Source organism: Dapis purpurea BLCC-M126 (assembly GCF_050015975.1).
Lineage (GTDB): Bacteria > Cyanobacteriota > Cyanobacteriia > Cyanobacteriales > Microcoleaceae > Trichodesmium.
Map to the genome: position 1 here is coordinate 75,878 of NZ_JBNHER010000314.1, position 22,163 is coordinate 98,040.

21 protein-coding genes and 1 tRNA gene are annotated in these 22,163 nt (G+C 34.2%); 15 read left to right on the top strand and 7 right to left on the bottom strand.

All coding sequences use genetic code 11. The features are described from left to right. Positions 1 to 243: 243 nt before the first annotated feature. Both glmU and ACP6PL_RS28745 read right to left on the bottom strand, forming a co-directional pair. Entirely contained in the window at positions 244 to 1,626 is a 1,383-nt protein-coding gene (gene glmU / locus ACP6PL_RS28740; protein ID WP_426548764.1) for a bifunctional UDP-N-acetylglucosamine diphosphorylase/glucosamine-1-phosphate N-acetyltransferase GlmU, read from the bottom strand. A 553-nt stretch (positions 1,627 to 2,179) separates the two neighbouring features. Then, the gene (locus ACP6PL_RS28745; protein ID WP_426548765.1) at positions 2,180 to 3,076 is read right to left on the bottom strand and encodes a tRNA (5-methylaminomethyl-2-thiouridine)(34)-methyltransferase MnmD; all 897 of its coding nucleotides are present in this window, start codon (positions 3,074 to 3,076) and stop codon (positions 2,180 to 2,182) included. A 24-nt stretch (positions 3,077 to 3,100) separates the two neighbouring features. On the opposite strand from ACP6PL_RS28745, the gene ACP6PL_RS28750 reads away from it, so the two are divergent. The 5 genes from ACP6PL_RS28750 to ACP6PL_RS28770 all read left to right on the top strand — a co-directional run bounded on the left by ACP6PL_RS28750 (position 3,101) and on the right by ACP6PL_RS28770 (position 8,753). After that, positions 3,101 to 4,360 carry a hypothetical protein gene (locus tag ACP6PL_RS28750; protein ID WP_426548766.1) on the top strand — a complete coding sequence of 420 codons (1,260 nt, stop codon included), beginning with the start codon at positions 3,101 to 3,103 and terminating at the stop codon, positions 4,358 to 4,360. A gap of 158 nt (positions 4,361 to 4,518) precedes the next feature. Further along, a complete protein-coding gene (locus tag ACP6PL_RS28755) occupies positions 4,519 to 5,076 on the top strand; it encodes a hypothetical protein (RefSeq protein WP_426548767.1) in 558 nt (185 codons plus the stop codon). A 7-nt stretch (positions 5,077 to 5,083) separates the two neighbouring features. Beyond that, entirely contained in the window at positions 5,084 to 5,911 is an 828-nt protein-coding gene (locus ACP6PL_RS28760) for a sulfurtransferase (protein ID WP_426548769.1), read from the top strand. Positions 5,912 to 6,063: 152 nt separating this feature from the next. Next, complete coding sequence (locus ACP6PL_RS28765) at positions 6,064 to 7,746, top strand: tetratricopeptide repeat protein (RefSeq protein WP_426548770.1); 1,683 nt, start codon at positions 6,064 to 6,066, stop codon at positions 7,744 to 7,746. Positions 7,747 to 7,991: 245 nt separating this feature from the next. Continuing rightward, positions 7,992 to 8,753: an FkbM family methyltransferase gene (locus ACP6PL_RS28770; protein WP_426548771.1), complete on the top strand. Its 762-nt coding sequence runs from the start codon at positions 7,992 to 7,994 to the stop codon at positions 8,751 to 8,753. An 835-nt stretch (positions 8,754 to 9,588) separates the two neighbouring features. Here the strand turns inward: ACP6PL_RS28770 and ACP6PL_RS28775 are convergent. Next, entirely contained in the window at positions 9,589 to 11,100 is a 1,512-nt protein-coding gene (locus ACP6PL_RS28775) for an MBOAT family O-acyltransferase (protein WP_426548772.1), read from the bottom strand. A 317-nt stretch (positions 11,101 to 11,417) separates the two neighbouring features. Here ACP6PL_RS28775 and ACP6PL_RS28780 point away from each other — a divergent pair. From ACP6PL_RS28780 to ACP6PL_RS28795, 4 genes are all read left to right on the top strand, one after another. Continuing rightward, a tRNA-Phe gene (locus tag ACP6PL_RS28780) sits at positions 11,418 to 11,490 on the top strand. Positions 11,491 to 12,323: 833 nt separating this feature from the next. Then, the gene (locus tag ACP6PL_RS28785; protein WP_426548773.1) at positions 12,324 to 12,629 is read left to right on the top strand and encodes a hypothetical protein; all 306 of its coding nucleotides are present in this window, start codon (positions 12,324 to 12,326) and stop codon (positions 12,627 to 12,629) included. Between the two features lie 140 nt (positions 12,630 to 12,769). Next, positions 12,770 to 13,117, top strand: coding sequence for a YtxH domain-containing protein (locus ACP6PL_RS28790; protein WP_426548774.1), 348 nt, complete (start codon positions 12,770 to 12,772; stop codon positions 13,115 to 13,117). A 106-nt stretch (positions 13,118 to 13,223) separates the two neighbouring features. Then, on the top strand, positions 13,224 to 13,778 hold the full coding sequence (locus tag ACP6PL_RS28795) for a DUF948 domain-containing protein (RefSeq protein WP_426548775.1): 555 nt from the start codon (positions 13,224 to 13,226) through the stop codon (positions 13,776 to 13,778). Here the strand turns inward: ACP6PL_RS28795 and argB are convergent. The 4 genes from argB to ACP6PL_RS28815 form a co-directional block, all read right to left on the bottom strand. Next, positions 13,770 to 14,669, bottom strand: a complete 900-nt coding sequence (argB, locus tag ACP6PL_RS28800; protein ID WP_426548777.1) for an acetylglutamate kinase — start codon at positions 14,667 to 14,669, stop codon at positions 13,770 to 13,772. The two genes, ACP6PL_RS28795 and argB, sit on opposite strands and share 9 nt — an antisense overlap. A 442-nt stretch (positions 14,670 to 15,111) precedes the next feature. Then, entirely contained in the window at positions 15,112 to 15,630 is a 519-nt protein-coding gene (mreD, locus tag ACP6PL_RS28805) for a rod shape-determining protein MreD (RefSeq protein ID WP_426548778.1), read from the bottom strand. Positions 15,631 to 15,758: 128 nt separating this feature from the next. After that, positions 15,759 to 16,514, bottom strand: a complete 756-nt coding sequence (gene mreC / locus ACP6PL_RS28810) for a rod shape-determining protein MreC (RefSeq protein WP_426548779.1) — start codon at positions 16,512 to 16,514, stop codon at positions 15,759 to 15,761. Between the two features lie 593 nt (positions 16,515 to 17,107). Next, positions 17,108 to 18,109 (bottom strand): rod shape-determining protein, encoded by a 1,002-nt coding sequence (locus ACP6PL_RS28815; RefSeq protein ID WP_426548823.1) that lies wholly within the window; start codon positions 18,107 to 18,109, stop codon positions 17,108 to 17,110. Positions 18,110 to 18,716: 607 nt separating this feature from the next. Here ACP6PL_RS28815 and ACP6PL_RS28820 point away from each other — a divergent pair. The 6 genes from ACP6PL_RS28820 (at position 18,717) to ACP6PL_RS28845 (ending at position 21,820) form a co-directional block, all read left to right on the top strand. After that, positions 18,717 to 19,076 carry a single-stranded DNA-binding protein gene (locus ACP6PL_RS28820; protein WP_426548780.1) on the top strand — a complete coding sequence of 120 codons (360 nt, stop codon included), beginning with the start codon at positions 18,717 to 18,719 and terminating at the stop codon, positions 19,074 to 19,076. A gap of 201 nt (positions 19,077 to 19,277) precedes the next feature. Next, positions 19,278 to 19,373, top strand: coding sequence for a hypothetical protein (locus tag ACP6PL_RS28825; RefSeq protein ID WP_426548781.1), 96 nt, complete (start codon positions 19,278 to 19,280; stop codon positions 19,371 to 19,373). Between the two features lie 724 nt (positions 19,374 to 20,097). After that, positions 20,098 to 20,244: a hypothetical protein gene (locus ACP6PL_RS28830; protein ID WP_426548824.1), complete on the top strand. Its 147-nt coding sequence runs from the start codon at positions 20,098 to 20,100 to the stop codon at positions 20,242 to 20,244. 40 nt (positions 20,245 to 20,284) lie between these two features. Next, positions 20,285 to 20,419 (top strand): hypothetical protein, encoded by a 135-nt coding sequence (locus ACP6PL_RS28835; protein WP_426548782.1) that lies wholly within the window; start codon positions 20,285 to 20,287, stop codon positions 20,417 to 20,419. A 2-nt stretch (positions 20,420 to 20,421) separates the two neighbouring features. Further along, positions 20,422 to 21,168: a DUF3153 domain-containing protein gene (locus ACP6PL_RS28840; protein WP_426548783.1), complete on the top strand. Its 747-nt coding sequence runs from the start codon at positions 20,422 to 20,424 to the stop codon at positions 21,166 to 21,168. Positions 21,169 to 21,445: 277 nt separating this feature from the next. Beyond that, positions 21,446 to 21,820, top strand: a complete 375-nt coding sequence (locus ACP6PL_RS28845; RefSeq protein WP_426548784.1) for a LapA family protein — start codon at positions 21,446 to 21,448, stop codon at positions 21,818 to 21,820. Positions 21,821 to 22,163 lie beyond the last annotated feature (343 nt).

Genomic DNA, 22,163 nt, shown 5'->3' on the forward strand with positions numbered 1-22,163 from the left:
TTAAGTCATTTTTCTAATGCACAGTTTTAGCTGTGTCAGTCCACTACTGGACCGTTTCATCTTAAATGGTGCAATAGAAAAGTGCCTGGAGATTGCTTCACTGTCGTTTGCTATCGCAAAGCTGCGCTAACGCAACGACAAATCTAATGCACAGTTTTAGGTGAAACACTCCACTACTGGACTCTTGAATTTGTTGGGTAACTATCAATTATCCATTATCAATTATCCATTATCCATTATCCATTATCCATTATCCTCCGACTGTTTCAACCGCCAACCTTTTCTCACAAGTTGTCGAGAGCGAGCAATAACTAAACTATCATCTTCTACATCTTTTGTTACCACCGAACCTGCTGCTACTGTCACATCTTCCCCTAAAGTCACAGGAGCAACTAATACACTATTTGACCCAGTTTTCGAGCGATCGCCAATCTTAGTATGATGTTTTTTCACTCCATCATAATTAGCAGTAATTGTACCAGCACCAACATTTACTTTTTCTCCCAGAGTCGCATCCCCTAAATAAGATAAATGAGCTGCATTAGAGCGATCGGCAACCGTAGCTTTTTTCAATTCCACAAAATTACCAATTCTACAGTGAGAACCCACTTGAGAATCACCCCGTAAATGTGCATAAGGACCGATACGAGTATGATCGGCCACCACACTATCAGAAATTACGGAGTACAGAACCGAAGTATTTTTACCTATCTGACTATTTTCAATCAAACTTCCTGGCCCAATACGACTACCGGCACCGATCGTACTCCGACCCCGAATATGAGTTTGTGGTTCAATAATCACATCCCGTTGTAGCAAAACTGTATCATCAATAGTAATACTATCAGGGTCTATCAAGGTTACTCCAGCGGCCATCCAATCATCTTTGACCCGCATCTGCAAAATCTCATAAGCTGTAGCCAAATGTTTACGGTCATTAATCCCAACAATTTCTTGATAGTCATTCACATCAACTGCCATGACAGGGTTGAGAAAATTTACTGTATCTGTTAAATAATACTCTTGTTGGTCATTGTTAGGTTTGAGTTGGGGCAGTATTTGTGCTAAAGCAGGCCATTTGAAGCAGTAGACTCCAGCATTGACTCGATAGTTTTTTTTCTGGGCAGCCGTACAGTCTCGGTCTTCTACTATTTGAGTAACAATATTACTTGTATCACAGAATATTCTACCGTAGCCTTTGGGATTAGGTAAATTGGCAGTCAAGATGGTGGCTGAATTTTGATTTTCCTTGTGGGTATTGATTAACTGCTTGAGAGTTTCGGGTCGTAATAATGGTACATCTCCATTTAATACCAGCAAATCCTCAGAAAATTCTTTTAGATAGGGTAACAATTGTTGAATGGCATGACCAGTACCCAATTGTTCCGTCTGTTCTACAAATTCTAGTGTAGGAATATTATCATTATCAATATTATCTAGGAGAGATTTTTGTACAAGGTCTCCACGATAACCAACTATCACAATTATTCTTGATGGTTGAATAGAAACACAACTTTCCAGAACTCGTCCGACTAAGGTAGAGGAACCTAATTGGTGTAATACCTTGGGTAAGTCTGACTTCATTCTGGTGCCACGTCCAGCCGCTAAAATTGCTACCGCTACCATGATTTTTGGAATTATTTGCTTTCTGAATAAGATTCGTCATAAGACAAATCTACAATACTCATATTCTCATATTTGAGGGAGTAGGGAGTAGAGGGTAAGTTTTTTACTTTCTGGTTGTTACAAGACTTGGAGGACTTGGTTACAAGGAAGATAAGGAGGACAGGGAAGATAAGGTAACAAGAGAGAAAAAAGCAATTGTCATTACTCTATTAAATACTGGCGTGATAGATAACTAAATTTTTATAAGTTTGAATTTGGAGGTGTTTATGCTTCCTTGTCTACTTTCCCCCCAAATCTACCAAGTATTACCCTATTTATCCCTTTGTTGTAAAAAACCTACCCTTGTAAGGTAGGGAGTAGTTCTAATCAATAGGAATGAGAACAAGTAGTGAAAGGGAGTAAATATTTATAATTCAAATCTTCTAGTGCAGGATGACGGAAATAAGTGACCAGTAACAAAATACTCAAAGCCTTACCAATCAAAACTTCTGAATTCTGAATTCTGAATTCTGACTTCCGCGTAGCGGTACTAGATTATGCAACGCCATAATTTTTAACTTCTGACTTCTGACTTCTGACTTCTGACTTTCGTAGACCAACGTTTTTTCCAATGGGATGTAGGTTCTAAGGATGATTTTTGTTGTTCTAACTGACGGCGATGCACAATAATGTCAGTGGAGTCTGATAGATTTGGGTCACGGTAAGGAATACCAGCGCGAGTGAGTAAGTGTTCCTGTTCTTTCTGGGAAAGTGGGGGTAAATTTTTTTCTGCAAAACTGGCCACTGTTCCTGGCGATCGCCTACCTACTGGTGTTGTGGAACCAATTTTTAAACCAGTTTCAAGTAATGCTGTTCTGACTGCTGCGGAACAGGAATATGTTGCTAGATAACCATCAGGTTTAAGACAACTACTTACTAAGGATAAAAATTCTACCGTCCAAAGTTGGGGACAAGTGGGAGGAGAAAAGGGGTCGAGAAATATAGCATCTGTCTGGAAGCTAGAGTTACTTAATTGTTGAATCGTTGTCCTTGCATCCCCTGTTAGGAGTTGGGCCTCAATTTTGTCTGTTTGTAATTTATGGGTATTAGCAAGAGTAGTTAATAATTCTGGCACTGGTTCCGGCCAATTATCGAGAAGACCTTTGGCGATCGCTGCTTTTGGCACTTCTGGGTCTAATTCTAGTCCCACCCATTGGACTTTGCAACTAGGATTAACTGTCCAGATAGCTGCTAAAGCTGAAGCAGTATTATATCCTAGTCCATAACAAACGTCTAGTAGGTAGACTACAGATCGATCTACTCTAGATAATAGTTGAACTGGGTAAACAAATTTATATTCAGCTTCTTGTTGAGCGCCAAAATGAGAGTGAAAGCTTTCACCAAATTCGGGTGAAAAGAAAGTCCATGAACCATCTGCTGTTAGTTGTGGTATGAATTTATAATTTGTCAATTCTTCCTCCTAAATTTTCATCTAATGAACAAACCGAAAAAATTCTACTTACCAATATGGTTTCCTTATCCGAGTTCTTGGTTAAAGGCTTTAATTATGCTTTCTTTTCTGACTATTTTAGTTGCCCTAATTAGGAACTTTGAACTAGGAAGATATTTTTGGGAGCAAGTAGGGGGCAGTTTAGAATTATTGGTTTCTTTGAGTATCGTTATTCTATTTTTTTTCATTCCTGTTTTTGCATTTGCACATCATTTTTTTATTTTATTATTTAATACTATTCGGGAAACATTTTCTAAGAAATATCGTTATCATTTATTTTTTTTTCCAACCATTATCAGTTGGTGGAAAGCTTTATATAGCTGGTTAGTAATTATGATTAGCACCTTAGCAGCGATTTTAGTTTCTACATTAATCATGCCTTGGATCAACCTAAATTACACAGTTTTTATCTTAGAAAAAAATCTTTTTTTATATCCTGAGTCAGTTATCGACAAGTTGCTTTTATTTATATTTATTAGTATTTGGGTAATAGTAGCTGCTAAATTATATCAATTTGAATTTATCTCAAAAAGTTTTTTTCTGTCAAGCAAAACAAATCATTATAGTCAAGCCAAGAGTTCTAAAGTTAATCAAATAAATCAAAATCAACCTGACGTTGATTTGAATAAGATTGATGATGAATTAGCAAAATCAAGCATTTATTATGGAGTAAATCAAATCACAAAACCCCAAAATATTAGAGAGCAAATTCACAATAAAAAACTAATTTATTCCCAAAATAATCAGTTGAAAAAATTACCTAAAATCATCAGAGATAATATTTTAGTGTTACTAATTATTCCTTTACTAGGATTAGGCGTATATAAATTTTCTCAATGGCAATTAGCCTCTGAGACCCCTGTAGTTACAGTCACTGAAATTCCCTCACCAATACCAAAAAAACTGAATTCTGAAAAACCAGAAGTTGAAGAGGTAAAAATTGAACCGACACCTCTATCTTCTCCAACAAAAAAATCTGCATCTATTCCCACAAAAACTATTGTTTTACCACCACCTGACCCATTTACATTAGCAGTTAACCGAGCTATAAATGCAGCAGAAATGGCTCAGTCTGCCCAATCTCAAATAGAATGGGAAGCAGTAGCGAGTCAGTGGCAAGACGCAACAGAATTAATGAAAATAGTACCAGTATCTCATCCTAAATATAAGGAAGCCAGAAAAAAAATTAAAGAATATCAAAGCTACGCTGACTATGCAATTAGAGTTGCGAAAATTAAAAGGTAAAGCAATGGATAATTGATAATGGATAATTGATAATGGATAATTAATCCCCAAAGGTTTAAAGCGTCTCCTAATAATTAAGAATTGATAATTGAACTAAAATGTTTTTATTTCTCCCCAAGTTCCCTACTATCTACCCCCTAAAATAAAGGTAATTAATCATGGTTCAGTATAGATTTATCCAGCTTGCCAAACAAGGAAATTCTAAAGCGATCGCTACTTTATTAAATAGTAAATTACACCCTGAAGGTATTAATGCAAAAGCTAGTGTAGTAAATAGTTGGTTACACGTACTCCTAGAATCTGATGAATTGCCAGATAGAAGTTCTACTATAGGTGTAGTTCGGAATCAACTAATAGAATTAGCACCTGATTCAATTAAAAGAGTAAAATTATTGTTCAAAAGATACATTGATGATTATGCTACTTGGGGTCAAGAATTTGATTTAGAATTAAGCTCTTTATCTAATTTAAGCTTGACCAGTTTTCCCGATGATCAACAAAATGGATTTTATTCAAAGTCAAAAATTAATAGTATCAAAAATCAAGGTTTGAATAATCTCAGAATGAGTCAGATAACTTTAGCGATAGTAGTGATAATATTGTTCATGGCTTTAGTTGTTTTTATTGGCAAAATGTTGGTTAAGCAATCATCAACAACTCCCAATACTGGTACAACTTATCCTCAAGTCTTACCAGCAGAAGAAAACCTAATTTAACTTAAACATGACTAATACAAATTTTCTCATTTCTCCTCAGTGGTTAGCAAACCATCTTAATGACCAAAACCTAATTATTATTGACTGCCGTTTTTCCTTGGCAGACCCAGAATTAGGCAATAAAAAATATCAAGAAAGTCATATCCCTGGTGCATTCTATTTAGACCTCAACCAAGACCTTTCTAACCCTGTACAAAAACATGGTGGACGTCATCCATTACCTGACTCTAATAAACTTTCACAAAAATTAGCAACTATGGGTGTCAAATACCAAGAAACTTTAATCGTAGCTTATGATGATTCTCGCTTTGCCTTTGCCTCTCGTCTATGGTGGTTATTAACATATATGGGTCACGACAAAGTTGCTCTCTTGGATGGCGGTTTTTATGGATGGCAAAAAGAATATCCAGTTACAAATGAAATTTCCACTCGAAATATAGGTTTTTTTGAACCTCAAATTCAATCAAAAATGGTGGTAGATATAGAAACAGTAAAAGCCAGAAAAGATTTGCCAGAAGTAGTTTTAGTTGACTCACGAGATAGCGATCGCTATTTAGGAAAACATGAACCTATTGACCCTATTGCTGGTCATATTCCAGGGGCAGTTAATTATCCTTGGAAACAAGTTACTGATGAAAATAGTCAGGCGAAAGTTTCGGAACAAGTTTCTCGTTGGGAAGAAGTAAAAAATGCTGAGGAAGTTATTGTCTATTGTGGTTCTGGTGTGACTGCTTGTGTTAATTTATGGTCATTAAAAGTGGCGGGTATTAATAATGGAAAACTTTATGGGGGTAGTTGGAGTGATTGGTGTTCTTATTTAGTAGATAATAAGTAAAGTAAAAAGGAGAAACTCAGAAGAAAGAAGAAAGAAGTAAGAAGTAAGAAGAAAAAATAAACAAGGAAGAAACAACTATTAAAAATGTCAATATCAAATCAAGCAAAAGCTCATATCCACAACTAATATATTCAATCATTGACAACCATACGATGAATATCAAAACAAAAAAAAATTTGATTTTTATTATCTGTGTCTGTATCACTACTTGCATTTATATTGCACTTACTTTAAATCCTTCTTGGTCAGTTAGCGATAGAAATCAAAATGAATTAAATAGTGCAGTTCCTCTATGGAAAAACTTAGGAAATATCCATCATAAAATTACAACAAATTCTCCTCAAGCTCAACGTTACTTTGAACAAGGCTTAACCTTTATTTTTGGCTTCAACCATGCTGAAGCTAAACGCTCTTTTCACCAAGCAACTAAACTAGATTCTAATTGTGCAATGTGTTATTGGGGTATTGCTTTATCAGTAGGTCCTAATATTAATGCACAAATGAATCAAGAATCTATTCCTACTGCTTATAAAGCTATCCAAAAAGCTCAAAAACTTTCTACTAAAACTACTCCTATAGAACAAGCCTATATTAAAGCTTTATCTCAAAGATATTCTGCTCAAAATTTAGAAAATCGTCAACCTTTAGATATGGCTTATGCCAATGCCATGAGAGAACTTTCAAAACAATATCCTAATGATTTAGATGCAGCAACCCTATTTGCTGAATCTTTAATGGATTTAATGCCCTGGAATTACTGGAAAGAAAATGGTGAACCTCAACCTTTAACGAATGAAGTTGTTAAAACATTAGAGTTTATCTTAGAAAAAAATCCCAATCATCCAGGGGCAATACATTATTATATTCATGCCATTGAAGCTTCTCCATATCCAGAAAAAGCTGAAAAACCAGCAGATCGTCTCCGTAATTTAGTTCCTGCTGCTGGTCATTTAGTACATATGCCATCTCATATTTATCTCAGAATTGGTCGTTATCATGATGCAGCTAGTAGTAACGAAAATGCGATTAAAGCCGATGAAAAATTTCTGGCAAATTCTCAACAAAAAGGATTATATTCAGCACTTTATTATCCTCATAATATTCATTTTTTCTGGTCAGCAGCTAGTATGGAAGGACGTAGCAAAGATGCAATTAATGCTGCTAGAAAGTTAGTAGGTAAAGTTTCTCTTCAGGAACTTGAGCAGTTTCCTTTGAGTGAAATGTTTCTCCCCACTCCCTATTTTTCCTTGGTGCAATTTGCTAAGTGGGATGAAATTCTTACCGAATCTCAACCATCAAATGAGTTACCCTATACAATGGCAATGTGGCATTATGCAAGAGGTATGGCATGGGCTGGTAAGGGAAATTTAGAAAATGCTCAATTTGAGTCTAAAAAAATCAACGACTTATTAGAAAATTCACAATTTAGTGGATTGGAAACTGCAAATTTTCCAGCTACAAATTTAATTTCAATTGCTAATCATTTATTAGTGGCAAAAATTGGAGACCTAAAAGATAAAAATGAAGAGATGATTTCCGAATACCAAACTGCCGTAAAACTTCAGGATAATTTACCCTATATGGAACCCCCTTATTGGTATTATCCTGTACGTCAATCTTTAGGTGCAGCTTTGTTAAAATTAAATCGGGAAAAAGAAGCAGAAGCAGTTTATCGTCAAGATTTGCAACAGCATCCAAATAATGGTTGGTCTTTATATGGATTAGCAGAAAGTTTATCAGCACAAGGTAAACAAAAAGAAGCTGCTAAAGTTAAACAAGAGTTTAAAAAAGCTTGGTTAGAATCAGACATGAAACTAACTACTTCTGAGTTTTAAAATTGGCTACATAAAGTGCTTAATAATATTCAGTTAATTTTTTTTTAATGAGATGCGAGCTTGAATAATTATCAGCTAATAAGCCATCATATCTAGTCTAGAATAGCCTAATTAAATTGCTTTAAATTTTTGAAGTGGTAGCATTTTCCTAGAACTTGAAATTCCGGATTAGGAAGTTGACAAAATGTAGAGTTATCAGAGATAATTGTAGATTATTAACCCTCATTGAATAGGAAAATGTTAATATGTATGAAACGATAAAAAGTACGCTTAGTAGATATCCTGTAGTATACGAGCCATTACGTAAAACATTAAACAGCTACAGAAACCTGAAAATACAATACAACAACAACAAGAGACTTAGAAAAATACAAAAGCAAATATGGACAAATATTAAGCATAAAAATTCTGTTTTCTTTGTGCAAGTTGGCTCAAATGATGGGTCTCATGGAGACCCCATTCGGGATTTGGTTATCAGAAATACAAATTGGAAGGGCATATTTATTGAGCCTATTCCTTTTCTTTTCGAGAGATTAAAACAGAACTATAACAATTCTGAACGATTTATTTTTGAAAAGATTGCTATATCCACCCAAAGAGGTTTTCAGAAATTCTATTATGTTTCTGAGGAAGCAAAAAAAGAATTAGAAAATATACCTAAATGGTATGACCAATTGGGTTCTTTTGATAGAAATCACATACTTAAACATCTCGAAGGGAAGCTTGAACCCTATATTCTTGAAGAAGATATCGAAACTATAACTATGCAAGAAATCTTTGACAGAAATAATATAGAAAAAATAGACCTTCTTCATATAGATACAGAAGGATTTGATTATAAAGTACTATCACAAGTTGATTTTTTGAGATATAAACCCTCTGTCATAATGTATGAGCATAAGCATCTTTCTGATGATGAGAAAAATTTAGCAAAATCACTCTTGAGGAAGTACAATTATAACTGCTTTTCTTATGGTGGTGACACTTTGGCATTTATCAATGGCTAATCAGTACTAATACCAATTACCATAAACTTTGCTTTACTTGGATTTTCTATTTCTAAATATTATTTGTTGGAGTGAATACTTAATATTTGGTAGCTTCTGTTATCAATGAACCTTGTTTTTTCGAGCTTCCAGGTATAGCAATACTTTTGATAATTGGTATAAGGTAAACAAAAAGAGGCTGCTGAAGTTAAACAAGAGTTTCAAAAAGCTTGGTTAGAAGCAGATATTAAAATAATGGATAATTGATAATGGATAATTGATAATTAATCCCTAGAGATTTAAATTCTATACTTTTAAATGGATAATTGATAATTATGGTTTGTTGAATAACTCTTTTTGTCAGTGTAGCAGTCAGGGGAAATGGGAATTATAGAAGAAGTCAATAAATAATGGATAATTGATAATGAATAATTGATAATTAATCCCTAGAGGTTTAAACTCTATTCTTTTAAATGGATAATTGATAATTATGGTTTGCTGAATAACTATTTTTGGTAGGGTAGGAATCAGGAAAAAAGGGAATTATATAATAAGTAAGCAGTTTCTTGTCAAGATTTCCAACAGCATCCAAATAATGGTTGGTCTTTATTTGGATTAGCAGAAAGTTATCACCACAAGGTAAACAAAAAGAAGCTATTGAAAGTAAATAAAAAGAAGCTACTGAAGTGAAACAAAAGTTTGAAAAAGAAAAAGGTTATGACCTAACCTTAGTAGTTACTTGATTCTTTCAAAAGCTAATAGTTGAATACTTACATTCTTCTTCCTTCTTTGAAAAGTTAATAGCTAAATGTTGACATTCTTCTTACTTCTTCCTTCTTCCTTCTTCCTTCTGTCTCTAAAAATCAAAATAAATATAAGGCAAACCTTCCGGCGCCAACAACCAAACAACAAAGAAAAATACAGGCACCAACAAAACTTTCAACTGCCAATTTAATTGTAATTTCAGACCTCGATGAAACCAATAATTAACTGCCATAAGCACCACAACCCCAGACATTAACCAAACCAACTGTAATCTTTCCAAACCCATTGCCTCCAGATAAACTTTATCAGCAAATTGAACATCTGCATCATAACCCCACCAATGATAAATCACCCAAATAGAATCTCTCAAATTTGGCAATCTAAAAAATATCCATCCCCCAAAAACCATACTTTGAGTTAACAACCAACTTACCAAAATCCCCAACCAACTTTCCCAGATTTTATGTACTTTGAGTTGCTTGGAAACTGTCTCTACTAAACGATGCATAACTAATGCTAAACCATGTAAAATACCCCAAACAATAAACCCCCAACTAGCACCATGCCAAATACCAGCAATTAACATCACAATTAACAAATTCAAACAAGTACGAAATAAACCTACCCTTGAACCTCCTAACGGAAAATACAAATAATTTCTCAACCAATCTCCCAAAGTTGTATGCCACCTGCGCCAAAATTCTGAAATACTTGTACTGAAATAAGGAAAATCAAAATTTTGTGGCAAACTTAAACCCATTAAAAAAGCACTACCACGAGCAATATCAACATAGGCACTAAAATCAAGATAAAGTTGTAATCCATAAGCAACAGTTGCTAACCACAAATCACCACTTCCTGCTCTTTGCAAATTACTAAAACTCAGCTCTACAAAAATTCCTAAATTATCAGCTATTAAAGCTTTTTTGACTGCTCCAGTTGCAATTAACCAAATTCCTTCTGTAATTTGTTCTAGATTTGGGAATTTTAAAGCTGGTATTTTCACTGAATCTAGAGTATTTTTTTTGCCTATCATTCCTAACTGATTTTGTAGATAATGATAGCGAGTAATCGGACCAGAAATAAGTTTCGGAAAAAATAATTTATAAGATGTAAATTCTAGCCAAGAAGCAGCAGGAGGGGCACCTCGATAAATGTCTATTAAATAAGCCAGACATTCAAAACAAAAAAAACTTAATCCTAAAGGAGCTATCAGATTATTTTCAAACCAATTAGCAGTTTCTAAAATGTGAGGTAGATTGTAAAGTATGCCAATACTATTTAGTATAAAAGGTATATATTTAAAGCTTAATAAAAGTAAGATATTAGATATTATACCTAACCACAATAGTAGTAAGCGTCGGCGGTTCCATTTTGTATTGGCAATGCGCCAGTCTTTGGGTTCTCCAATAGCTTGAGCAAGGTAAAAATTCAATAGGGTAATTATTAATAGCAGTGGAATATATTGGGGTTGAATAGTAGCGTAGAAAATTAAACTCCCACCTAAGAGAATAAATACTCGCCAAGACTGGCGTGGGGTTGACCAGTAGATTCCTAGCACTATTAATAAAAAGAGAGCATAGTTAAAGGAGATAAAAGTCATTTCAGTTATCAGTTATCAGTTATCAGTAGTTCTAAATGAAGCCTATGGCTTAAAATATTAAAGTTTATTCTTTTCATCCCATGAAAAGGGGAGGCTATTGACCTTATTTTCTGGTCAAAATGAATCTTGACTAACTGAAAAATTTATAGTATGGTTACCTGATACTAATATTTATTTAAGTTCCTTTGAAGAGCTAGGATTGGGTAGACTAAGCTAAAATTATTATCTAGTAAGTATTTCAGCCAATAATAAAAAAAATTGCTCAAGTGCTTGTCAAAATTATATTTAGTCTGCTACTATAGTGAAAGTGAAAAAAAGCCGGGATAGCTCAGTTGGTAGAGCAGAGGACTGAAAATCCTCGTGTCGGCGGTTCAAGTCCGCCTCCTGGCATTTAATTATTGCTTTAATATTAAAGATATGGCTTTTACACCCCATAGTTAATTTAGGAATTCTTCCTAAAGCTATCCTACTGAAGTGACATAACTAAAATAGTTCATTATTGTAGTACCTTGTCTAAACAAAAAATATTGAGGTAAAACCTAACCCCTCAACCCAATTCTCTAGCAGGGAATGGGGAGGACAGTAACCCTTCTCCTACAAGGAAAGAGGTTAGGGTATAGGTCCGTATTTTCTCAAATTGTGAGAAAAAAAACCTGCTTTTCTGAGATCCCCCACCCCCTTTGAAAGCTATGCTTTACCTAATGTTGAATTGTTTACAGGATAGGGGAGACGAGGGATAAGTCCTATTGGGAAGTGAAGAGAAACCAGCCATATCTCATATCTAGGACAGAGGTGGCTAAAAGCTAGTAATGGAATGAGTACCATTTGTCAAGTCTGGCTAGCTACTTAAACCATCTCCCCAATCTCCCAATCCTACAATACTTCTAAGACTTATGGATAAGAGATAACTTTGAAAGGGAGAGAAGAAGTTTTAATTTTAATTATTCTCACTACTTACGCAAATTTTAAAGCTAGATGTGCTAGTGCACCTACGCGCAAGTTAAATAAAAGTCCAGCATTTAAAAGTCAAAAGTATTGCTTGGTAAGGCTTTGACGATTTTGTAAAAAGTAAGTTATTTCTGTCATCCTGCAATAGTAGGCTGCATATTTACGGTAATTCAAGTTGTTAAAGGTATCTAGGAATCGGTCGTAACACACCAGGTATTGATTATGATTAGACTATTTGTTAGAGTTATTCTCTAGATTTTTCAGTGGAGTGAAAGATGCTGTGGTTAGTAATTGAATTAAATATAATTATATCAATTTTTGGCTTTTACCTAGCTTGTAGAATCTGGAAATTTAGGCAAATTTTGTTAAAAGTAGAACGAAATCTTAGCTTAATAGACAATTGCACAGATGAAATATTTACCAAAACACCAAAATTATTACAACTTCGATTGCAAAGGGTAAATCAACTACGACAACTATATCAACAACTGAATTTACAAGTTCAACAAGTGCAGCAAGTAATAGCCATATTTTGGTTGCTCAGAAGAATATGGCATCGTTTGAGTCGAATTTGGCATTAGATAAAGTAATGTAGATTGATTTTTTTGCTCAAGAGCTTTGAAAGTAAGCGGCCTGAAGTGCAAAAATCACAATTTTCATCCTCAAAATCTTTAGTATATATCTATGATAAGAATAAGTATTCTAGATATATATTTTCAAGATGTCCAATAAAAAATCTGGGTTATTTATCAGTGGTTTACTCCTAGGTTCAGCCATAGGTACAGCAACAGGGTTATTAATGGCCCCGAGAACAGGAAAAAAAACAAGACAGTTGGTGAAAAAATCAGCATCAGCTATTCCACAACTTGTAACAGACTTGTCCACCAGTGTCAAATTTCAAACAGACCGATTTTCAGACTCTGCTACTAATTCTTGGGAAGAAATCTTAGAAAGACTCAAAGAAGCGATCGCTGCTGGATTAGAAGCTAGTCAAACAGATAGAGAAATATTATCTAAAACAGAGACAAAAAATTCTGAAGTTTCAGTAGTTATAGACACGAAAAGTTAAAGTAATAAACTTCTTCTCAAAATTATAGGAGTTCCAAAAGCACCCATTCTTGTTAAGATAATCCAGGTATAGGAAATTATCATTCCCCTGCTTAGGCGAAATACCTGTGAATAACCCTCTGTTTTGGTTAGGATTATCCTTATTACTGGTTGGATTGAGCCTGACAACTGTATTAATTGTCACTTTACCTGCCATGTTGGCATTAGCAAGAGCAGCTCGTAGCATAGAAAAACTAGCTGATACCCTAGAGCGTGAACTACCACCAACCTTAGAAGCAATTCGTCTTACTGGTATAGAGATTGGTGAGTTAACTGATGATGTAAATGATAGTGTTCAAACTGCAGGAGAAATTGTCAAACAAGTCGATCAAAGTCTAAGTAATGTTCGTCAACAAACTCAGCAGGTTCAAACTACAACGAAAAGTATTTTTACTGGTATTAGAGTAGCTTGGAAAACCTTTAGTTCTAAACCACAAGCAAAAAAAAATACGGGAAGGGCATCAAACCATACTTCTTCATTTTATCACGAGAATAGTAATAAGAGTCATCCTCCCTACAGAGATATTACTCCTACTACTACTGAAGATCCTAGTCTAAATTCAGATGCCTGGACAAAGCAAGAAGTAAATAGTCAAGAAATTAACTCAGATACTCTACTCTGAAACTAATCCTAAGTTACTTACTATCATTGAGCCAACCCCAGCATCTGTAAAGATTTCCTGTAAAAGTACATGGGGAACTCGACCATCAAGAATATGAGCTGCTCGAACCCCCTGAGCTAAACTCCGCACACAACAATTTACTTTAGGAATCATTCCACCAGATACAATTCCTTTTTCAATTAATCCTCTTGCTTCTTGAATATCTAACTTAACAATTAAACTATCTGGGTTATGATAATCTTCTAAGATTCCAGCCGTATCTGTTAGTAGAATTAACTTTTCTGCATCCATCGCCGCAGCAATTTCACCTGCCACTGTATCAGCATTAATATTGTAGGCTTGTCCTTCCTCATCCGTTGCTACAGTAGATACTACTGGGATATAACCATTATCAACTAGGGATTGTAATATATCTATTTTGACGTTACTAACTTCCCCAACAAAACCAATTCCTTCACTTCCTTCGGGACGCGCTTTAATTAAGTTGGCATCCTTGCCACACAAACCCACTGCACATCCACCAGCTTGATTAATTAAAGAAACAATTTCTTTATTAACTTTTCCCACCAAGACCATTTCTACTACTTCCATTGTGGGCGCATCAGTAACCCGTAAACCATCCTTAAACTGAGGTTCAATTCCTAGTTTGCCCAACCAAGAGTTAATTTCTGGACCACCACCATGAACAACAATGGGACGTATACCGACACAAGATAATAGTACAATGTCTCTAATCACTTGATCTTTTAGACTACTATCTTTCATGGCTGCACCGCCGTATTTCACGACTATCTTACGACCAGCAAATTTTTGAATGTAAGGCAGTGCTTCACTTAGCACTTTGACTCGGCTGGTTTTTGACTGATTTTCAAAGTCTGTACTTTTTAGCATAGACAGCTACTGTTTTTAGTTGATAATTTGAACAATAATAGTTTATTTTATTATTTCTGATTTACATTACGGAACTCACACTGCTAATTTAGTATTTTAGCTGTATTAGTTTAATTTTTTTATATCAAAATCTGAGTATTTTTATCAACTAATATTTAAGCCAGATCACCTTACTACTTTTTTAAAGGATGAGATGCAAAATTTACATAGTCTAAATATTAGAGAAGATTGTTGTTTAATATATTGAGTAATGTTTTGATTTATTGGTAGATAATTCTGTAATTTAAGCAGTATGGAAAATGCACATTTAAATTTTTCCAGATAGTTAAAAGTATAATAACAGTTTCCAATTAAAAATTGCTATAACTATTTATCCTCTCTCCTAACCATGTCTTCAATTATTAGTTAATTTGACTGAAATAAACCAGTTGAAAACTACTAATTAGTTATTCTTAAATTTCCAAAATTGACTAAGAGGAAAATACAAAACTGGAGCCCAAAGACTACTAATAACAGCAGAACCCAAAGCAATTTGCTTATGGTGACCCCAAACTTCTGCAAAGCTTTGATTACCGATTAATCCAAACTGTATTGCCATGAAAGTTTCTGCAATAATAGCCATAATAAATGTTACTAAGGCTATGGAGATAAAATCCTCCTGAATATAGCGTTTTTTCTGTAAGAATGCCGTGACAAATCCGACAAAAACTAAAGGAATAATATGAGTAGGATAGGAAGCTGTCATGCCATCTTGAATTAATCCTAAAACTAAGCCAGCGACTAAACCTCCTATAATGGAGCTATGGCTACTCCAAGTAACTACCCAAATTAATAACCAGTTAGGTCCAATTCCAAAAATTTCCATCCCAGGAATACGAGCAAGCAATAGTAATGTACAAAGCAGTATCGAGGTAATTGTGATTAGTAATTTGAAAATTGTTGACTGAGATATATTAGACATCTGAATTGGAAAGTACCTTTAATAATTTTAAATAGGTTAATTATTCAATTTTTGAGCAGAACGAAATTTTGAGGACAAGGGTAATTTATATTGTTATCTCAACTTTCGTTTAATTGCTATATTATTAATTAATTTTCCGCTTTATTCTGTTTATTTGGATAAACATTAACCCATTCCAAAATATTCAGTGGTGCCGATAACTTAACAATAGCTTCTGGAGCAGGAGTATTAGCCAAATTAATCTCTTCAACCGTTCCTACAGGCCAACCCGCTGGAAACAATTGACTATAAGCAGAAGTAGATACAACATCACCAACTTTAATATCAGGAACATCATCAAAAAATTCCATCACAGCCGTATCATCACCCCTACCCTTCATAAAGCCCATTTGACGACTACGAATAATTCCCACACCAACTTTACTGGTTGGATCGCTAACTAATAATACCTGGCTAGTATTAGGTGTAACGCTAGTTATTCTACCGACTAAACCACCAGTTCCCATCACAATAAAACCCTCTTGAATACCATCTTTACTTCCTCTTCCCAGGGTTATTTTTTTCCACCAATAATCTGCACTTCTACCTATCACAGGAGCTACTACTCCTTTCAAATTGTTAGTTTTTGTATAATTCAAAAGTTGTGTGAGACTCTTATTTTGTTGCTCTAATTCTTGTAATTTAATTTCTAGTTCTTTGATCCGAGCATTAACTAATACTTCTTGTTGAACAGGACTAGGTTGAAATGGTAGACTGAGCCAATTGTAAATTTCAAAAAATAAAGAAGCTTGAGTTTGTCTAACCCAAAAAGCTGCACTCACTGCTAAAACTAACAATGCAGCTTTTCGCATCAGTTTTAAGCCTCGACGACGCAATGTTTGCATTAGTAAAACCTTTAAAAATCGCTACTACTTTAGATTTTTTACTACTGGTTGAACTCAAAAGCAGGAACTTCTGTAATTGAATATTTTTCTTCAATAAATATATTGGTTAATAGCTAATACCAGGCGTGATAAATTTTTGCTACAAATATTGATACTGCCGACTAGGAGTCAGGAGACACGAATCAGGAGTCAAAATAAATAGTTGAAATATCATTTATTGGCTTGAATATCCTTTTTTAATCAAAGGGAAACCCGATCAAATTATTTTAATTAACCTGATTATTTGTAACATTATTTTTTCACGCTTGGTATAACATTTAATTCTGAAAAATACAATTAACCATTCGCTATTAATAATTCCCTAAAAGCGTGAGGTACAAAATTCTAAGTTTTAGGGAACTAGGTAACAGAAAAGAAAAAAGATAAGTGTACCTCAAGCTTACGGAGAAACCCTATATTAGCAATTAATAGTCTTAGTGAATTTTATAGATGTATAAAGCTAGACTTAACACAATAATCTTTATTTCTAATCAAAAAAAACTATCCGAGAAAAGCCCCTCAGTCGGTACTCAAATAAAATAAATAACACAACTCTATCGAGCTTGCCCACTGAAAAACCGTTCAAGCTGTTTAAAATTCTCCAAAACACGGCCAGTACCCAACACTACACAACAAAGTGGGTCTGCTGCAATATGAGTAATAATACCAGTCTCATGGCTAATTAAAGTATCTATCCCCTTTAACAAAGCACCACCACCAGCCAACATAATACCCCGATCTATAATATCTGCTGCTAGTTCAGGGGGAGTACGTTCCAAAGTCCGCTTAACTGCCTCTATAATTATAGATAGAGGTTCACTCATACTTTCTCGAATTTCTGCTGCTTTGACTGTGACAGTTCTAGGTAAACCAGATAATAGATGTATACCCCTAACTTCCATCGTTGCCTCATTATCATCCTGAGCAGGATAAGCTGAACCTAATTTAATCTTTATATCTTCCGCAGTTCGCTCACCTATGACCAAATTATGGACTTTTTTCATATACTGAGTAACAGAATCATTCAGTTCATCTCCAGCTACACGGACAGACTCACTCAGAACTGTACCTTGTAAACTCAGAACAGCAACTTCTGTAGTTCCTCCACCAATATCCACAATCATATTGCCAGTAGGTTCGGCCACAGGCAGCCCCGCACCAATAGCAGCAGCAACAGGTTCATCAATTAACCGTACATCCCTAGCACCAGCTTGAGCAGCAGCTTCCATTACAGCTCGTCTTTCTACACCAGTTACTCCACTAGGAATACCAATAACAATTCTTGGAGATACCAGGGCTTTTCCTTCATGGACTCGCCTGATAAAATGTTTCAGCATTAATTCTGCTGTATCAAAATCAGCAATAACCCCATCCCGTAGGGGTCTCATTGCAATTACATTAGAAGGAGTTCGCCCCAGCATCTTTTTGGCTTCTTCTCCCACTGCGATAGAAGTTTTTTGCTCTTGATCAATAGCTACTACAGATGGCTCTTGAAGAACAATACCTTTACCAGATACATATACAAGTGTATTCGCAGTACCCAAGTCAATTCCCATGTCCCGAGACAAGGAAAAGCGATTTATCAGACCCACTGGATTTTGACCCCCAAAATCAAATCTTAACTTTGTTTAATAATTTATAAAGAAATATAGCTGAGGTGAATTTTATGATTATTCCTCAGTCTACTAGGACTGTATCAAAAATGATACAAGCAAGTTTAACTGTCCTTGGTTTCTTAGTGCGACACAATAGGGACAAAATCCGGAGGAAGTATGAGATTAGGAGCTGCTTAATTAATTAGTCCTGTTAGAATATTATTGTAGATTTGACATCTTTTCCGGCCTAAAGGTGCGGAGATTATCCTGAAAATCCAGGATTCCTGGTTCACTGAAACCACTTAAGTCAAATACCTAATGACATAGTTTTTTTATCACCTTTTTCCTCTATTTCCATAGCGTATTCCCGTATGCTATATCCTACCATTCACGCGCCTAAAAAACTTGTTTTCTGTGTTTTTGGGTGCATCTATTGATTAAAGAACTAGGTGTTTAGAGTGATTGATTACCTTTCCACTTTTATCTATTATAATAGAAGGTCACTATTGTAGGTTAAGATATTAAATCTAGTTTTTTGGTAAGATTAGCAGTTATTTGATAATAGTATATGAGTCTAAATGTTGTAACTTTGGTGGGTAGGGTAGGTGGTGACCCTGATGTTAAATATTTTGAATCAGGTAGTGTAGTTTGTAGATTAACCTTGGCTGTAAATCGTCGTTCCAGTAAAACTGACCAACCAGACTGGTTTAATTTAGAAATGTGGGGTAAAACTGCAGAGGTTGCTGCTGACTATGTTCGTAAAGGTAAATTAATTGGGGTAAAAGGATCTTTGAAATTTGAATATTGGGAAGATCGTAATACAGGGGCAAGTCGTTCTAAACCAGTAATTAGAGTAGATAGACTGGAATTATTAGGCTCTAAGCGTGATGATGAACAAGCTGCTTCAGCAAGTTACGATGAATTCTAATTTTAAAATTCAAGAAAAATTCTCCTGAGTGAATCAACCTTAGAGGAAATTCTTAAACTTGCTATTCAAAAAGCTGAAGCTGTAGAAATTTACTATTTATCAACTGAGGATATCCCAATAAAATTTGAAAATAATTATTTAAAATTTCTATAAAATAAAGCGAAAAAAGGAGTAGCTCTGAGATTAATTTATAAAGGTAAATTGGGTTTTACTAGTTCTAAAGATTTGACAAGAATTGATAACTTAATTGATACTGCTATTCAAACAGCAAAAGTTAGCAATATTATACAATTTTAATTTGCTTCCTCTAATAATTTTAATCCACCAAAATTAGACTATAACTTACCTCAAGTTAATTAATTAATCGTATCAGTTCAAGAAATTATTTATCAAGATTCATAATTAAAATCCAAATATTCTAGTAAATATTGGTTTTAATATTCGCAAGACAAAAGTTAAATTTTTGACTAATACTGATGTCTATGCTCAAAATTTTAATCAATTATTTAGTGCTGATATTTATAGTAATTTAGTTCAAAATGAAGACTTTCTGAAAATTATCTAGTTCAGATTTGGTTAGCCTTAGCCTCCTAGAAATCAATAAACTAATTTTCTAAGTAATCCAAAAATATCAATGGGCTGAAAATTCAGCTAAGATAAACTGTGCAACTATCCCTCTATTTTTTACTCCTAAAGCAGTAGAAAAAGCGATCGCTAGATTATGGAAAACTTTTTTGTCTGTACAAGCTAGTCCAGAAATCCTCTGCTCTTGCAGATAAGGTAGGAGATAATATTTTCGACCACCATTTACCGTCTTGGAAGACCCTAATTTTGAGCCTTATGTTTGTGCCTGTGATGATAAAAGTATAGCTAACTATGGTCAAAACTTTTATAGAAGCAGATACAATCAAAAACTTCTATTAGGACAAAAAATGGGCTGCTCTTGTAGGATGCAAGTCCACTGGCAATAGTTTTTAGATATGGACTATCTCAGCCTACTTTTAGTTTAGTCAATTTAAGTATTAGTCCTGGGGAAACTTCTGACAGTAAATTGATTAGTAACATAAAAGAAGGTTTAATAGTAGAGCAGGTATTAGGAGTAGGAGCAGGTCAATCAAATCAAGTAACTAGCAGGAGAATTTTCTGTCAATTTGGGTTTAGGTTATAAAGTATAAAATGCTCAAATAATAGGTCTAGTTAAAAATACAATGGTTACTGGTAATATTTTTGCAGCATTTCAAAGTTTAGTAGATATTGGCAATTTTCCAGAATTAATTAATGGTGGTTACTATTTGCGATCTATCTTATTTCAAAAATTAGGTGTAGCAACAAGGCAGGCTTAGATATGAAAGTTCTGAAAGTTATTTTGATTAGTTTTTTAGCAATTTTACTACTGAGTGGATGTGTTCAATATGAAGTGGGAATAAATTTTCAGAGTCAAACCCATGGTGAGATTGTACAACATATTAAACTACCACAGAAGTTACGCAATTTTAGTCGCGATATAGTTTCTGATTGGTTAAAAAGTATAGAAACTAGAACTTATGAGTTACAAGGAAAAACAAAAAGAATATCTAGGCAAGAAGTTGTAGTTACAATTCCTTTTAATAATGGTGCTGAGTTAGAAGAAAAATTTAATAGTTTTTTTCAACCTATGGATTCAGTAGGGTCTCAAAATTATTCCCCAGAAATAGCAGTAGATTTACCAAAACTAGCATCTCATATAGATGTTAACCAGAATAATTTTTTTGTGGCATTAAGGAATAAATTGAGTATGAATTTAGATTTGCGATTATCTGCAGATAATCGCAAAGTTGCAGTTAATCCAGGTGAATTATTAGATGTTGAGTTTCAGTTAATTACACCTTGGGGTTTTAGTGATGTCGAATCAAGTGAAAATAATACAATATACTATCAAAATGATAGAGAAATTATATGGAAACTCAAGCCGGGAGAAATTAATTCACTTGATGTGGTATTTTGGATTCCTAGCCCCATAGGAATAGGTGCAATATTAATTAGTTTATTGGTTTATATAGGTATAGCTTTAAAATATCAAATATTACCTACTTTAGGAATAAGCAAAAACTAATAAGTTAAGGATAGTAAATTATACCAATTTCCCAAAATAATGCTATACTTCGTCAAGACTTCACTTATTAAGTAATAAGTAAGTAAGATCAATGTTTTTAAATATTCTAGGCATTAAGCAAAAATATACTATAACTAATAACCCTACTTCCTATTTTGGTATTAGATAGTGAATCAATTAAGATGGTACTTAATATCACAAAATATATTGCCAGTTTATACATGAAAGGTATAAACTTAAGATATTGACCATTCAAGCATAAGTTGAAACAAAAACAATGAAACCAATAAACTTTTTGCTGATTTTCTTAGTTTGTTTAGCGTTAGTTATATTCAGCTTACAAAATACCCAACTAACAACTATCAAACTTATTGAAGGTATTGAGTTAGAAGCTCCATTATCTGTAGAACTTGTAATTGCTACAGGATTAGGAGCAGTTCTAGCATGGCTATTCAACTTATGGTCAAGAATGCAACATACCATAGGAAGTTTCGGACAAATGCGAGAAATTCGTAGCAGAAATAAACGCATTCAAGAATTACAAGAAGATGTAGAACGTTATGAAGATGAACTAAAACAAAGAGCTAGTTTAGCAGCATCAGAAACTTTGTCTGAGCTAGAAAAATCTACTGAATTAGAAGCTTCTAAATAAAAGTAGAATTAATTCAGTTATAACTTTTATTTCATTGGGTAGTTGTATTTGGATAATACTAACCTTTAATCTAAGCATTCAGTGGTCAGCTAGCCTCTTGCCTCCTGTGGAAGAGTTGTGCTTTTTCCTGACTGAATGCTCCGCATTCATGTCGGCTCTTAGCCGAAAACGTTAACAGCTATAAGTTATTAACTAATTATTTTGGAAGAAGGAATTAGTCTTCAAAAATAATTAAAAGTTTTGGTTTTGAAGAAAAAGGCAATCAGCTAACCTTAGTAGTTGTTTTATTATTTCAAAAACTGTTTGCGTAGTCTCATAGGAAAAGCTTAAATCTGAATCCTAA

Excerpts from the sequence above, each read along its gene's own strand:
- glmU (WP_426548764.1), bottom strand. The coding sequence starts at position 1,626 with ATGGTAGCGGTAGCAATTTTAGCGGCTGGACGTGGCACCAGAATGAAG.
- ACP6PL_RS28750 (WP_426548766.1), top strand. The coding sequence starts at position 3,101 with ATGAACAAACCGAAAAAATTCTACTTACCAATATGGTTTCCTTATCCG.
- ACP6PL_RS28755 (WP_426548767.1), top strand. The coding sequence starts at position 4,519 with ATGGTTCAGTATAGATTTATCCAGCTTGCCAAACAAGGAAATTCTAAA.
- ACP6PL_RS28760 (WP_426548769.1), top strand. The coding sequence starts at position 5,084 with ATGACTAATACAAATTTTCTCATTTCTCCTCAGTGGTTAGCAAACCAT.
- ACP6PL_RS28765 (WP_426548770.1), top strand. The coding sequence starts at position 6,064 with ATGAATATCAAAACAAAAAAAAATTTGATTTTTATTATCTGTGTCTGT.
- ACP6PL_RS28770 (WP_426548771.1), top strand. The coding sequence starts at position 7,992 with ATGTATGAAACGATAAAAAGTACGCTTAGTAGATATCCTGTAGTATAC.
- ACP6PL_RS28775 (WP_426548772.1), bottom strand. The coding sequence starts at position 11,100 with ATGACTTTTATCTCCTTTAACTATGCTCTCTTTTTATTAATAGTGCTA.
- ACP6PL_RS28785 (WP_426548773.1), top strand. The coding sequence starts at position 12,324 with ATGCTGTGGTTAGTAATTGAATTAAATATAATTATATCAATTTTTGGC.
- ACP6PL_RS28790 (WP_426548774.1), top strand. The coding sequence starts at position 12,770 with ATGTCCAATAAAAAATCTGGGTTATTTATCAGTGGTTTACTCCTAGGT.
- argB (WP_426548777.1), bottom strand. The coding sequence starts at position 14,669 with ATGCTAAAAAGTACAGACTTTGAAAATCAGTCAAAAACCAGCCGAGTC.
- mreD (WP_426548778.1), bottom strand. The coding sequence starts at position 15,630 with ATGTCTAATATATCTCAGTCAACAATTTTCAAATTACTAATCACAATT.
- mreC (WP_426548779.1), bottom strand. The coding sequence starts at position 16,514 with ATGCAAACATTGCGTCGTCGAGGCTTAAAACTGATGCGAAAAGCTGCA.
- ACP6PL_RS28815 (WP_426548823.1), bottom strand. The coding sequence starts at position 18,109 with ATGGGAATTGACTTGGGTACTGCGAATACACTTGTATATGTATCTGGT.
- ACP6PL_RS28820 (WP_426548780.1), top strand. The coding sequence starts at position 18,717 with ATGAGTCTAAATGTTGTAACTTTGGTGGGTAGGGTAGGTGGTGACCCT.
- ACP6PL_RS28835 (WP_426548782.1), top strand. The coding sequence starts at position 20,285 with ATGGTTACTGGTAATATTTTTGCAGCATTTCAAAGTTTAGTAGATATT.
- ACP6PL_RS28840 (WP_426548783.1), top strand. The coding sequence starts at position 20,422 with ATGAAAGTTCTGAAAGTTATTTTGATTAGTTTTTTAGCAATTTTACTA.
- ACP6PL_RS28845 (WP_426548784.1), top strand. The coding sequence starts at position 21,446 with ATGAAACCAATAAACTTTTTGCTGATTTTCTTAGTTTGTTTAGCGTTA.